At 32.3% G+C, this 13,824-nt stretch carries 11 protein-coding genes; 7 read left to right on the top strand and 4 right to left on the bottom strand.

The features are described 5' to 3' along the window. Positions 1-88 precede the first annotated feature (88 nt). The 6 genes from hemB (at position 89) to IPK06_15125 (ending at position 6,941) form a co-directional block, all read left to right on the top strand. Positions 89-1,072 carry a porphobilinogen synthase gene (gene hemB / locus IPK06_15150; GenBank protein ID MBK7981311.1) on the top strand — a complete coding sequence of 328 codons (984 nt, stop codon included), beginning with the start codon at positions 89-91 and terminating at the stop codon, positions 1,070-1,072. A gap of 16 nt (positions 1,073-1,088) precedes the next feature. Beyond that, positions 1,089-2,390: a glutamate-1-semialdehyde 2,1-aminomutase gene (hemL, locus tag IPK06_15145; GenBank protein ID MBK7981310.1), complete on the top strand. Its 1,302-nt coding sequence runs from the start codon at positions 1,089-1,091 to the stop codon at positions 2,388-2,390. 51 nt (positions 2,391-2,441) lie between these two features. Beyond that, a complete protein-coding gene (locus tag IPK06_15140; protein ID MBK7981309.1) occupies positions 2,442-3,782 on the top strand; it encodes a sigma 54-interacting transcriptional regulator in 1,341 nt (446 codons plus the stop codon). A 199-nt stretch (positions 3,783-3,981) separates the two neighbouring features. Continuing rightward, the gene (locus IPK06_15135; GenBank protein ID MBK7981308.1) at positions 3,982-5,403 is read left to right on the top strand and encodes a hypothetical protein; all 1,422 of its coding nucleotides are present in this window, start codon (positions 3,982-3,984) and stop codon (positions 5,401-5,403) included. 35 nt (positions 5,404-5,438) lie between these two features. Then, positions 5,439-6,431 (top strand): rhodanese-like domain-containing protein, encoded by a 993-nt coding sequence (locus IPK06_15130; protein MBK7981307.1) that lies wholly within the window; start codon positions 5,439-5,441, stop codon positions 6,429-6,431. Positions 6,432-6,488: 57 nt separating this feature from the next. Then, a complete protein-coding gene (locus IPK06_15125; GenBank protein MBK7981306.1) occupies positions 6,489-6,941 on the top strand; it encodes a hypothetical protein in 453 nt (150 codons plus the stop codon). Here IPK06_15125 and IPK06_15120 read toward each other — a convergent pair. Further along, positions 6,934-8,145: an ATP-grasp domain-containing protein gene (locus IPK06_15120; protein ID MBK7981305.1), complete on the bottom strand. Its 1,212-nt coding sequence runs from the start codon at positions 8,143-8,145 to the stop codon at positions 6,934-6,936. The two genes, IPK06_15125 and IPK06_15120, sit on opposite strands and share 8 nt — an antisense overlap. A 134-nt stretch (positions 8,146-8,279) precedes the next feature. Between IPK06_15120 and sppA the strand changes: the two genes are divergently transcribed. Then, positions 8,280-10,046 (top strand): signal peptide peptidase SppA, encoded by a 1,767-nt coding sequence (gene sppA / locus IPK06_15115; GenBank protein ID MBK7981304.1) that lies wholly within the window; start codon positions 8,280-8,282, stop codon positions 10,044-10,046. Between the two features lie 47 nt (positions 10,047-10,093). Here sppA and IPK06_15110 read toward each other — a convergent pair whose 3' ends face one another. The 3 genes from IPK06_15110 to IPK06_15100 form a co-directional block, all read right to left on the bottom strand. After that, the gene (locus tag IPK06_15110; protein ID MBK7981303.1) at positions 10,094-10,765 is read right to left on the bottom strand and encodes a hypothetical protein; all 672 of its coding nucleotides are present in this window, start codon (positions 10,763-10,765) and stop codon (positions 10,094-10,096) included. 177 nt (positions 10,766-10,942) lie between these two features. After that, positions 10,943-12,310, bottom strand: a complete 1,368-nt coding sequence (locus IPK06_15105; protein MBK7981302.1) for a sigma-54-dependent Fis family transcriptional regulator — start codon at positions 12,308-12,310, stop codon at positions 10,943-10,945. Beyond that, complete coding sequence (locus IPK06_15100; GenBank protein ID MBK7981301.1) at positions 12,303-13,781, bottom strand: HAMP domain-containing histidine kinase; 1,479 nt, start codon at positions 13,779-13,781, stop codon at positions 12,303-12,305. Before IPK06_15100 ends, IPK06_15105 begins: the two co-directional genes overlap by 8 nt. Positions 13,782-13,824: the final 43 nt, after the last annotated feature.

The raw sequence follows: 13,824 nt of genomic DNA, 5'->3' as shown, positions 1-13,824 counted from the left end.
AAGTAGTTATAAAAAGATTTTTTCAATTGCGTTTTAGCAAATGAATTATTTTATAAGTTTAATGTCAAAAAATGTTTAAGAGGTTTTTATGGCAAATTATCCGGAAAAAAGATTAAGAAGATTAAGATATAATCCAATTGTCAGAGATTTAATCCGTGAAACATCATTAACAAAAAATGACTTGATTTACCCGTTATTTGTCGCGCCCGGAGAAAATATCAAGAAAGAAATTTCTTCTATGCCGAATGTATATCAGCAGTCAATTGATAATATAGTAAAAGAATGTGAAGAATTGGTTGCATTAGGAGTTAAAGCAATAATCCTCTTCGGTATTCCTGAACATAAAGATGAAGTTGGTTCTGAGGCTTATTCCGAAAATGGAATTATTCAAAAAGCAATTCGAGCAATAAAATCAAAGGTAAAAAGTATTTTAGTGATAACAGATGTTTGCCTTTGCGAATATACTTCGCATGGTCATTGCGGAATAATAAAAGGTGAAGAAATTGTAAATGACGAAACAGTTTCACTTTTGGTTAAAGAAGCAGTTTCACACGCACAAGCCGGAGCTGATATGATCGCTCCTTCCGATATGATGGATGGTAGAATATTGGAAATACGCAAAGGCTTAGACGAAAACGGATTTCAAAATATTCCAATTATGAGCTATGCGGTTAAATATGCCTCCGGTTATTACGGACCATTTCGCGAAGCCGCTGAATCAACTCCCGCTTTCGGTGATAGAAAATCGCATCAAATGGATGTAGCAAATACTTTAGAAGCTCTTCGTGAAGCTGAAAGCGATATATTAGAAGGAGCAGATATAATTATGGTAAAACCTGCCGGCGCTTATTTGGATATTATTAAATCGGTTAAAGATAAATTCCAAATGCCAACTGCCGCGTATCAAGTAAGCGGCGAATACTCTATGATAAAAGCCGCGGGAAAACTTGGTTGGATTGATGAGGAGCGTGTTATGTTAGAATCGCTTATTGCAATTAAACGAGCCGGCGCCGATATTATTTTAACTTATTTTGCCAAAGATGTTGCCAAATATTTGAATAAAATTAATTAGAATTTAAGGTAAATGTATGAATATTTCTCAAAGTGAAAAATTATTTGAAGAAGCAAAAAGATATATTCCCGGAGGAGTTAATTCTCCAGTCCGCGCATTTAAATCCGTAGGCGGAACTCCATTATTTATTAAGGAAGGAATTGGTTCACATTTTGTTGATGTTGATGGAAATGATTACATAGATTATATAGGAAGCTGGGGACCGCATTTATTCGGACACAATCCCGAATTCATTATTTCAGCATTAAGTAATGCAATTAAAAAAGGAACAAGTTTCGGCGCGCCGACAGAAATTGAAATTAAAATGGCGGAATTAATTACTGAGCTTGTGCCCTCTGTTGAAAAAATTAGAATGGTAAACAGCGGAACAGAAGCGACAATGTCCGCAATTCGTGCAGCGAGAGGATTTACAAATAAAGATAAATTTATAAAATTTGAAGGCTGTTATCACGGTCATGCAGATTATTTTTTAATCAAAGCCGGCTCCGGCGCTTTAACTCTTGGCGTTCCTACAAGTCCGGGTGTAACAGTTGGAAATGCCGCCGATACCTTGGTCGCTGAATTTAATAATATCAATTCGATAAAAGATTTAATTTCAAAAAATAAAAATGAAATAGCCGCTGTAATTATTGAAGCAATAGCCGGAAATATGGGAGTTGTAAAATCTGATGATAATTTTATAAAAGAATTGCGCGCTATTTGTGATGAGGAAAAGATTGTATTAATATTTGATGAAGTAATGACCGGCTTTAGGGTTGCCAGAGGAGGAGCTCAAGAAGTTTTTGGTATTACTCCCGATCTTTCAACATTCGGTAAAATAATAGGCGGAGGTTTACCGGTCGGCGCATTTGGCGGAAAAGCTGAAATAATGAATAAAATTGCTCCATCTGGACCAATATATCAAGCCGGAACATTAAGCGGAAATCCGCTTGCCATGAACGCGGGATTTGCCGCTTTATCATATATAAAAGAAAATCCAAATATTTACAATTTACTTGAAGAGAAATCGGCTTATTTGGAAACAGGCTTTAAAGAAAATCTAAATAAATTAGGTAAAAATTATGCGATGAACAGAGTTGGTTCAATGATGTGCATGTTTTTTACCGAAGGAAAAGTTAATGATTTTAATTCTGCCGTAAAATCCGATACTCAGCTTTACGGAAAGTATTTTCATAAAATGCTGGAAAACGGAGTTTATTTGGCTCCGGCTCAGTTTGAAGCTTTATTTGTTTCAACGGTTCATACAAAAGAAGATTTAGACAAAACTATTTCTGCACATTTTAATTCTTTATTTGATATTATAAACAAGAATTCATAAGTTTTAATCAATATTGAAATAATTTGTTTCACCAATGAAACATTTTGACTTATGCTTGATTATGAAATTAATAACGAAGATATTTTAGACAGTTTAGGTGAAGGTGTTTTTACTGTCGATAAAAATTTTAAAATTAATTTTTTCAATAAAGCAGCCGAAAGAATTACCGGACACAAAAAAGAAAACGTGATCGGTCAATTTTGTAAAAATGTATTCAAATCTAAAGTTTGTTTTTCCGACTGCCCCATCGCGTTAGTATTAAACTCTAAAAAAAATATTTATGATTTCGAATCTAAAATACGAATAGCCGATAATTCAGTAAAACCAATAAAATTAAATGCCGCGGTTTTACACAATAAAGATGAAAAACCTATTGGCGGCGTTATTTCATTTAGAGAAATTTCTGAATTGGAAAGAATAAGTCATGATTTATCTAAAGATGGAAATTTTCACGGCATAATTGGTAAAAGTAAACAAATGAAAGAAATTTTTGAATTGATACGTGAAATTTCCGATTCAGATGCACCAGTTTTTATTCAAGGAGAATCTGGCACCGGTAAAGAAATGATCGCTAATGCAATTCAGCAAACAAGCAGCAGAAAAGATAAAATTTTTATTAAAATTAATTGTGCGGTTTTTCCTCCTCATTTGTTGGCGAGTGAACTTTTCGGACATGTAAAAGGCGCTTTTACTGACGCGGTTAAAGATCGTCCGGGAAGATTTGAAATAGCTGATGGCGGAACAATTTTTTTGGACGAAGTTGCAGAAATGCCTTTGCAGATGCAGCTTCAGCTTTTGCGTGTATTGCAAGAAGGAACCTTTGAAAGAATTGGAGAATCCATTACCAGAAGAGTTGATGTTCGAGTTATAGCCGCGACAAATATTAAAATTGAAGAAGCACTGCAATCAGGTAAATTCCGCGAAGATTTATATTACAGATTGAATGTTATACCAATAGAAGTTCCTTCACTAAGCAAACGCCAAGTTGATTTAATGCCGCTGATTAAACATTTTCTTAAAAAATTCTCGCTCATTTATAAAAAAGAAATCAATGAAATAGATGATGAAGCTTTGGAACTGATTACAAATTTTGAATGGCGCGGAAATGTAAGAGAATTGGAAAACGTAATTGAGTATTCTTTTGTACGAACAAATAATTCAAATATTATTTCTGCAGCCAAACTCCCGCCAAATGTAAGATTAACACAAACAAAAAGGATTGTCCCGACAAATATTTATTTTGATAATGATTCTTTTGAAAGAAACCAATTGCTTGATTTACTCGAAAAAAACAGATGGAGTAAATCAAAAACGGCAAAAGAAATGACAATTGGCAGAACAACTCTCTGGCGAAAAATGAAGCAATTCGGTATAATCGATAAAGAAAATTAGTTTCACGTTTCAAAATTGAAACATATTGTTTTATTCTCCTTATCAAATTATTCTATAACAACTTACAGTCAATTTTAATTTCCACTTTATTACATTGAAACAATCTGTTCCAATCTCAAATGCGATAATCATCTCTTTTAATATATTTTAATTGGCATTTATTTTGCCTTATAATTTAGAATTAATAAAAAGGAAAAAAATGAAGGAAATTACAAAGTGTTTATTTATTCTCTTATCCTTTGTATTTATTGTTGTTTCATGTAATGATGAGGAAAAAGAATTACCTATAACACCTGGTGCAAATGGTGAACTTTCCAAAAATACTTGTGAAGGTTGTCATACCGATTATGATCTGCTGAAGAAAGTATATTCACCAGATCCGCCTTCAACCGGAGGACATGGGTGCGGAGGTGAAGCACCTCATTATGAACCTTATGACAGAGTTATTTTAAGAGGTGATGGATATACTCAATTCAAAAACAGCGTACACGGAAAATTGGGTTGTGTTGTTTGCCATAATGGAATTGAAAGCGTTGATAACAGCGATTACAAAGTTGTAAAAGAAAAAGCTCACTCTGGTAATTTTATCGCCAGCCCTTCTCAGCATGCCACAGAAAAATGCGCGACATGCCATCCTGATATTGTTTCCAGAACTCATAACAGCACACATGAGCAAGGTTGGGGACAAAAAAGTATGGTTACAATTCGCTACGGATTAGGAACAGGTAAAGAAAAATTTGAGCAATTACCGCAAGAATTAAAAGAAGCTTATAAATCAAATTGTTCAAGCTGTCACGGTACATGCGCCGAATGCCATGTAACTCGTCCTGCTGCCGGCGGCGGCGGTTTAATAAACGGACATAATTTTAATAAAACTCCGGATATGAGAAACAATTGTACAACTTGTCATGTAAGCCGAGGCGGACACGCATATTTTGGTGAAGGAATAGGAACCGTTCCGGATGTACATTTAACAAAAGCCGGTTTTACATGCATGAGCTGTCACACGCAAAATGAAGTCCACGGCGACGGAAACTATTATGATCAGCGCTACAAAAATAAACTTAAACCCGAATGTGAAGACTGTCATTCAGGATTAGAAAACGCAAATGATTATCATAGTATGCACATAAATGATTTCAATTGCCAAACATGTCACTCTCAAGATTATAATAATTGCGGCAGCTGTCACGTTGGAACCGATGAAGGCGCAAGAGTTGCGTCTCATCAAAAATTTAAAATTGGAATGAATCCGATACCGGATATCAAACCATATAAAATGGCTACGCTTCGTCAATCTTTAATGGCTCCTGATAGCTGGGATCATTATGGAATTTCTAATCTTAATAATTTTAATGAAAAACCGACATATAAATATACAACACCGCATAATATAATAAGATGGACCGCAAGAACCGATACATCCAAAATTACTTTAGATGAAAACGTTGAACAGCCCTTATGCGCACAAGCTTGTCATATTTATAAAGATTCTGAAGGTAATATTAAAAATAAACAATACTATTTGTTTGAATCGGATTTAATTGAATCTTGGGAAAAATCTGCGACAAGCAAATATACGGTTGATGGAAAACTTCCCTTATGGTGGGAAATAAATTAGTATAAATTAAACACTCAAATTATAAAGGAGATACAATGAACCAATTAAGAAAACTTTTTTACTTGCTGTTAATAATACCAATTCTATTCCTCAATACAGCTTGTGATGATGATAGTACGGATCCAAAAGAAGAAGTTAATGAAGCCGAAGTTTTGGCAACTTATTTAGAAGCAAATGGTGATTTTATTAATACTTCCGCACCTGCAACAAAAAAAGCAGAAGAGGTATACGCAGCAATTTTAGCAAATGACGCTACATGGGCAATTTTAGATATTCGTGCCACGGCAGATTATGCAGCCGGTCATATAAAAGGTTCGGTTAATGTTCCTTTAAAAGATATCGTTACTTATTATGAATCAAATAATCTTGCGTCAAAAGCAACCGTTGTTCTGGCTTGCTATTCAGGTCAAACAGCAGGATATGCGACTTGTCTTTTAAGATTACTTGGTTATTCAAATACTTATGATCTTTTCTTAGGCATGTGCAGCTGGAATGATGCAACAGCTTCTGGTTGGAAAAACGCAATCAGCAATGCAAGAGCAGCAGAATTAGTTACAACAGCGGCAAATAAAAATACCGCAGGTGAATTGCCGGTACTTTCAACGGGAAAAACAACAGGAGCGGAAATTTTAAAAGTGAGAGTTACAGCTTTGTTAAGTTCAGCTGATCCTTTCGGAGATATTAAATTATCAAACTCAACTTTATTCGCAAATTTATCCAATTACTATATTGTTAATTATTGGTCTGCAACTGATTACGCTTGGGGTCATATTAATGGAGCAATTCAATATACACCAAAAGCAGATTTGAAACTTGCGGCTAGTCTTAAAACATTGCCAACAAATAAACCGGTTGTCATTTATTGCTATACCGGAACAACTTCATCTTTTGTTTCGACTTATTTAAAAGTTTTAGGATACGACGCAAAAACTTTATTATACGGTATGAACGCGTTAGCACATGATGCAATGCCGGGCACAAAATTTGATGCCGCCGCTCATGTACATAATTATGAATTAGTCCAATAAAATTTTTATTTTATAGAGCCTCTTAATTGAGGCTCTTATAATAAATTGGTTTATAAAATGAATGAAATGTTAGGCAATCAATATTTTATGGCAAGAAATTATTTAGGCGCCGCAGAAGCCTTTCAAATTGTTTTAAAAGATGAACCTAAAAATTTAAATGCTGCAAAAAAATTAATTATTTCATTAACTCAAATTGGAAAATATTCTAAAGCTTTTGATCTGTTTGCCAACTTTATAAACGAAAATATTGATTTTATATTAAATACTGATCCAATTAAAGATGACTGCCCTTGCGCAGAATTAGTTACAAATTTAGAAACGAAAAATAAATTTGGTAATGAAAGTATAACTTCACTTGAAACACTTGGTATTCTTTGGCTTTACTGTAATATTCAAAACTCAATTCAATATTTTGAAAAAGCTTTTGTATTAAATCCCAACGACCCAAAGTTGAATTCTGTAATTACAATCCTAAGAAAAAAACTTCGAGAAATTTCTAATTCTAATTAGATGCTTTTTCTTTAATCGGTTGATACGCAAAAAATTCATCATAAAATCTTTTAGTATAATTACCTATTAACTCCGAGATTTTATCATAACTTTCTGAGACAACAACTAATCCCGCATGATATTTTTTATTAAGCCGCCATGCAATTTCCTTATCATTGAAAGAACTCAAATCAGGAAACTCTTGTTTAGCTAGAGAAATTAATATTGCGCCGTAATTTTTCTTAAATTCCGGTAAAACATATTTTTCTTCATCTTTCAAATTTTCAATTACCGCCCACTCATTCCACAAATTTATTCCTGAAGATTCTTCAATCAAATTTGATAAATTGGCTCCACCAACTCTTGCGGAAGTTTCAAGAAAATAAAATTTGCCGTCTTTCGATTTTATATATTCACTGTGCGAAATGCCTTTTTTAAGCCCAAGTGATTTTATAACCTGTTTATTTAATTTCAATAATTCTTTTTCATCTTTGCTGCCAAACTTTACGGTTCTAGAGCAAAAAACTCTGCCTTCGTGAGCAACTTCAAAAGGAGGTAACGCATATTGGTGCGCTAATGTAAATTGCAATTTATAATTGAAAATAATTGAATCTACGTGATAAATATTCCCTTCAATAAACTGTTCAAGCAAGTAATATGACTGCTCATCACCCAAATTATTAATTGTTTCCCACGCTTCTTCTTTCGAAAAAAGTTTTTTTAACCCAATTGCTCCGGCTTGTGATCTAGGTTTTAAAATATACGGAGGTTGATTTGTATCAAAGAAATTATTTATTTCATCATGATTTAAAACGTGAACAAAATCGGGAATATTTATTTTATCTTCCTTAGCTTTTTTACGCATTGAAAGCTTATCTCTAAAGTATCTTGCGGTTGTTTCACCCATTCCCGGAATTCTTAAATGTTCTCTAAGTTTTGCGGCTTTCTCAACATCAAAATCATCAAGCGCTATTATTCTATCAATTTTCTCTGTACGCGCTAAATAACTTATACTTTTCATCACCACATCCATATTCCATTCATTTTGATTATCCGGAATGAAAAATATTTCATCAATAAATTCACGAGGCCAATTTGCTTCCATTAGACTTTGAGAAGTAACTAGCAAAACTCTGTTCCCCATATTTTTGCATTTAATTAAAAAATCAAAACCTTTTTCATAACTAGCCAAACACAGAACCGTTAACAGATTTGTCTTTTGCATAAATGCCTCAAGTATTTTTTATAATATGTACAAATATTTATTTTTGTTCAACACTATCTGTAAAACTTAACAAAATTGTAGAATGATTTAAAGTTATATAAATTTGTTTTGTAAATTTTTTATAAGAGGAAATAATGAAACAATTTTTCAAATTTATGTTTGCGTCAATGTTAGGATTTTTTATTTCAATGTTTTTAATAACATTAGTGATCTTTGTTTTTATGTTTGCCGTAATTTCATCATTAGAAACTGAAGAAACAGTTGACGTTAAAGATAACTCCATTTTAGAAATTAAACTTGATTATGAATTGCCGGAAAGATCCGCTAAAGACCCAAGTTTTAATTTTGGAATGATTCCGTCATTTGAAAATTTAGTAGGATTAAACGATCTTTTAAAAAGTATTAAAACGGCGAAAAACGACAAAAATATTAAAGGGATTTTTATTGATTTGGATAATTTTGTTTCGCCCGGCATAACCAAATTATCTGAGATCAGGAACGGTTTGATTGATTTTAAAAATTCAGGTAAAAAAATTATTGCTCACGGTAACTCAATAAGTGAAGCCGGATTCTATTTAGCCAGTGCCGCGGATAGTATTTATTTAACTCCAACCGGGTCAATGGAATTTGACGGTTTTGGAATTGAATTAACATTCTTCAAAAAAACTTTGGATAAGCTTGAAATTGAACCGCAAATTTTTCAGCACGGCAAATTTAAAAGTGCGACTGAACCTTTTAGAGTTGAACAAATGAGTGAAGAAAATCGCGTTCAATTAAACAAGTATCTAAGTTCGGTTTTCGATAAAATTATTTCTGAAATTTCAATTGACAAAAAGATATCTGTTAATGATTTGAAATCAATCTCTGCGGAACTGAAAATTAATTTTGCGGAAGACGCAAAAAAATATAGACTAGTTGATAACTTGAAATATGAAGACGAAGTTGATTCTGTTCTCGCGAAAATTGTAAACGATGATGATAATGAATTTAACTTAATTTCTTTTAAAAAATATTTTAAAGCTGCTGCTTCAAATGAAGAATACAGCAACAACAGAATTGCGGTAATTTATGCTGACGGCGAAATTTTAGAGTCCAAAGGTGATGATAATTCAATTGGGACAGAAAATATAATAAAAGCTTTAGATGAAGCAAACAACAATGACCGAGTAAAAGCAATAGTTTTAAGAGTTAATTCTCCAGGGGGATCCGCATTGACTTCAGATATGATTTGGAGAAAAATTAACTTACTAAAAAAAGAAAAACCAATTATTGTAAGCATGAGCGATTTAGCCGCATCAGGAGGATATTACATTTCATGCGCCGCAAATAAAATTGTTGCGGAACCTACGTCATTAACAGGATCTATTGGTGTTTTTGGCATTATTCCAAACGCGCAAAAATTCTTCAACGAAAAATTGGGAATTACATTTGACGAAGTTTCGACGAGTGAAAATTCAGGTTGGGCAACAATTACAAAACCCTTAAATAATGTTCAGAAAAAATTTATACAAAATTCGGTTGATAGAATTTATACGGATTTTGTTTCAAGAGTAGCCAGCGGCAGAAACATGACTTTTGAACAGGTTGATTCAATTGCGCAAGGAAGAATTTGGAGCGGAATAAATGCTAAAGAAATTGGACTTGTAGATACATTGGGCGGAATAAATTTAGCTTTGGATATTGCCGCAAAATCTGCCGAAATTGAAGATTATAAAATTGTGGAATATCCTGTACAAAAAGAAACTGTTGAAAAAATTATGGAAATGTTTTCATCCAAAATATTTTCTGGAATAAATTTTTCTATTTTTAATGAACAATTAAACCAAATTGAAAAATTATCAACTGCGATGAAATATACTGGAATTCAAACAAGATTACCGTTTGAATTTAAAATAAATTAATTATAAAATAAAACATCCTAAGTTATTTTTGCTTAGGATGTTAATTTCTAATAATAAAATTTAAAACCAATTCTTGCCATCAATCCGCTCATGTCAAATTCTCTTTCCAATATTTGTTTTCTTCCAACAAGCGGATCATTTATTTCATACGTCCAGCTTGGATTTGAAGAGTGATACGTAATTTCAGCGACAAAATCAGAATTTCGTCCCAACTGATATGCGACTCCAAAGCCCAATCTCCAATTAAAATCAAATGCGCCTTCAAATTCGTTTTCATTTGGATGTTGGTAATCTCTATAAAAAATTAACAAAGCTTCTACACCAACTCCAGCTGTAATAAACGAAGATAATCTCGAAGCCATAGGAAATTTCGCAGTCATATTGAATAAAATAGGAATGCTGTGCAAATTAGTTTTTGCTCTAACTTCATTTAGATCCGATTCGAAATAACCGTAATAATCATTAAATTCTTTTACCAAAACTTGATCAACATAATTTTTGTTGAACCAGTCAACGCTCCAGCCGATATCAAAATTTCTATCAATATATTTTCCGCTTTCATAGCCGATAATCAATCCTGATTCTGTTGCAGATGGTCCAAAATTACCTAACTTAATTGTTGATGATCTTGTAATTTCGTGTTTGTTAAAGTAATATCTTGACTGTGCAAAAATTTGTAAATAGAATGAAAAAATTATTAAAAATACTATACGTTTCATAAGCGCCTCGTTTTTGAATCTAATATTCCAAAACAATGATAGTGCCAGAAATTTAATTTGAAAATAAGGTTTTTTAGGAAGTATGCTTAAGGAATGTATAATATTTTCTACAATTATTTTTAAAACCGTAATAAATTTAGGTCAATTCTAATGAAATAAATTTTTAAAAGAGAAAAATTATTCTTTATAAATTATATTATATTTTGCAATTAGTCTGTGAAGTGATCTTCTGTCGAGTCCGCATTCAATAGCGGTTTTAGAAATATTTCCTTTATTTTTCTTTAAATGATATGACAAATATTCAGTTTCAAATTCAGTAATTGTTTTTTCTTTTGCGTCATTATATTGAAGACTTAAAATATTATTTGAAATCGGAAGTTCATCTTTCAAAATATACTTTGGCAGATCTTCTTTCTGAATTATGTTAGATGTTGAAAGATAAAACGCCCTTCCAATCATATTTTGAAGCTCCCTTACATTTCCCGGCCATTGGTATGATTTCAGCAAATCTTTCGCGTCATTGGAAAATGTTTTAACCTGCTTATTTTCTTTATCGCATAGAATTCTCAAATTATGCTCAAGCAGCGGCATAATATCCTCAACCCTTTCACGCAAAGGCGGAATATGAATTTGTATATTATTAAGCCTATAAAATAAATCTTCTCTGAAATTTCCGTTTTCAACTTCCTTCTCTAAATCTTTATTTGTAGCGGCAATTATTCTAACGTCAATATCAATTTCCTTTTGTCCGCCCACTCTTCTTATTCTTCTGTCTTCAAGCATTCGCAAAAGTTTAATTTGTAATTGCTGACTCATATCCCCTATTTCGTCAAAAAAGAAAGTCCCCAAATTTGCAAATTCCAACAGTCCAGGTTTTGTTTTTACGGCACCGGTAAAAGCGCCTCTTTCATGTCCAAACAATTCACTTTCAAAAAGGTTTTCGGGCAATGCGCCGCAATTAACCGGAACAAAAGGATTTCCATCACGATTACTTAATTTATGAATTATTCTTGCAATTAGTTCTTTTCCCGTACCGCTTTCACCAATAATTAAAACATTCATCTTTTGAGGCGCAATTTTTTTTAAAATTTCTATTACGTCTTTCATTTGCTGACTTTTATAAACAATTCCGGAATCAGCAATAATTGGGTCAACATCTTCAACAGTATTTTCCGATTGGATTAAAGATTCCAACGCTTTATCAATACATTGAAATAATTTTTTCGACGTAAAAGGTTTTTCAATAAAATCGAACGCGCCTAATTGAATAGCTTCAACGCTTGCTTCAATCGTTCCATAACCGGAGATAATAATTACATTTGCGTTTGGGTTATTCAATTTTGCTTTTTTCAGAATATCAATTCCGGAAAACTCGTTCATTTTGAGATCGGTAATGATTAAATCATATTTGTTTTTTTCAAGTAAATTAAGGGCTTTCTGCGGTTCCATCAAAGCTGTAACCTTTAAATTATTTCTGCTTGATAGAATTTTTTCTAAGCCGACCAGCATTTCCTTTTCATCATCCAATAAAAGAACGTCAAACATTTTCAGAGTCTCCGTTAAAGGTTATTGTGAAAGTCGTACCTTGATCTAAATTACTTTCACATTTAATTTCAGCATTATGATTTTTACAAATATTTTGAACAATATATAATCCCAAACCGGTTCCTTTGCCGGATTCTTTATTTGTATAAAATGGTGAAAATATTTTACCAATAGAATCGTTATCTATTCCAATTCCGTTATCACTAACGCTTAATTCAATTTTATTTTCCGTTTCAGCTTGAACTTTGACATCTATTTTTCCATTTTCCTTAATCGCATCCAAAGAATTTCCAACTAAATTTAAAATTACTTGTTCAATTTGATTAGGATCTCCGAAAATTTTTGCATGATCTATTTTTATTTCTTTTGATAAAACGACTTTTCTTTTTTTAATTAATGGTTCGAGCATATCTGTGCTTGTTTCAACAAGTTTGACCAAGTCAAAATTTGTAAAAGTTTTAGAAGTTTTTTTGCTGTGTTTTAAAATATTACCCGTTATTCTGGAAATTTTTTCAATTTGATCATTTACTACGTTGAGATCATCTTTATAACCGGATAGCGAATTATTATTTTCAGATTCAAATAATAAATAATCAGCTCTTGACATAATTATTGCCGAGTGATTATTTATATCATGAGCCATAGAAGCTGTAAGTTCTCCCAAAGTTACCATTTTATCCGCACGCTGTAACTGTTCAAAATGCATTTCTTCAATTTGTCCGCGCGAAGATTTTAATTCATTTACCATTCTATTGAAGTGGTTATGAAGTATTGAAAACTCATTTTCACCTGAAACGGGTAAATTTAAATTTAAGTTGCCCTTTTCAACTTCGCTTAGCGCGAGAATAAAATCATTTAATGGTTTATTAATATATTTATTAAATATGAGATAAAATGAAAATGCCAAAATAAAAATTAAAACGAGTCCTAAAAAGAACATATGAAAACTGCCGGTATAAAAATTAACCTCGGCTTTTGTCAAGTCAGTATCAACATCAAGAAAAGAATTTATAGGATTTTTGTGGCATGAATGACATCTTTTTTCCATAACAATAGGTTGAATGGCAGTATACGTATTAGTTTTAGAATTAAGTGAAATACTTCTTGCATGTATCTGTGATAAATTTGTTTTTAAATGACCTGGTTCAATAACATCAATATTTTTTCCAATTTCATCGCTGTGTATCGCGTATTTAATAATTCCGTCGCTGTTAATAATTCTTATGTGTTCAATTGATTTATTTTTTCCAATTTGTTCAACAATATTTTGAACATTCTTATTGTCGCCTTTCATCATTGAATTATTTAGTCCGAAAATCATCAGATCAATAGCGGCGCCGACCATAATTACGGATCGATCGTGAAAATTTTTATTAAACTGATTTAATAAAAATCCAACAGGAATTCCAATACTTAGTATTATTATAATGATTGAAAGTAAAATAAATTTACTTTTGATAGATTTGAACATTAACCCTCGAAAAATTATAGGTGTGACTAATTTGCCACACTGT

The organism is Ignavibacteriota bacterium (assembly GCA_016713565.1).
Lineage (GTDB): Bacteria > Bacteroidota > Ignavibacteria > Ignavibacteriales > Melioribacteraceae.
The sequence above is the reverse complement of the archived record's forward strand: the minus strand, read 5'-3'. Positions and strand labels throughout refer to the sequence as shown.

What these genes read in the sequence shown, in the direction of transcription:
- hemB (MBK7981311.1), top strand. Translation starts at nt 89, where the DNA reads ATGGCAAATTATCCGGAAAAAAGATTAAGAAGATTAAGATATAATCCA.
- IPK06_15100 (MBK7981301.1), bottom strand. Translation starts at nt 13,781, where the DNA reads ATGTTCAAATCTATCAAAAGTAAATTTATTTTACTTTCAATCATTATA.
- IPK06_15130 (MBK7981307.1), top strand. Translation starts at nt 5,439, where the DNA reads ATGAACCAATTAAGAAAACTTTTTTACTTGCTGTTAATAATACCAATT.
- IPK06_15140 (MBK7981309.1), top strand. Translation starts at nt 2,442, where the DNA reads ATGCTTGATTATGAAATTAATAACGAAGATATTTTAGACAGTTTAGGT.
- IPK06_15135 (MBK7981308.1), top strand. Translation starts at nt 3,982, where the DNA reads ATGAAGGAAATTACAAAGTGTTTATTTATTCTCTTATCCTTTGTATTT.
- sppA (MBK7981304.1), top strand. Translation starts at nt 8,280, where the DNA reads ATGAAACAATTTTTCAAATTTATGTTTGCGTCAATGTTAGGATTTTTT.
- IPK06_15120 (MBK7981305.1), bottom strand. Translation starts at nt 8,145, where the DNA reads ATGCAAAAGACAAATCTGTTAACGGTTCTGTGTTTGGCTAGTTATGAA.
- IPK06_15110 (MBK7981303.1), bottom strand. Translation starts at nt 10,765, where the DNA reads ATGAAACGTATAGTATTTTTAATAATTTTTTCATTCTATTTACAAATT.
- hemL (MBK7981310.1), top strand. Translation starts at nt 1,089, where the DNA reads ATGAATATTTCTCAAAGTGAAAAATTATTTGAAGAAGCAAAAAGATAT.
- IPK06_15125 (MBK7981306.1), top strand. Translation starts at nt 6,489, where the DNA reads ATGAATGAAATGTTAGGCAATCAATATTTTATGGCAAGAAATTATTTA.
- IPK06_15105 (MBK7981302.1), bottom strand. Translation starts at nt 12,310, where the DNA reads ATGTTTGACGTTCTTTTATTGGATGATGAAAAGGAAATGCTGGTCGGC.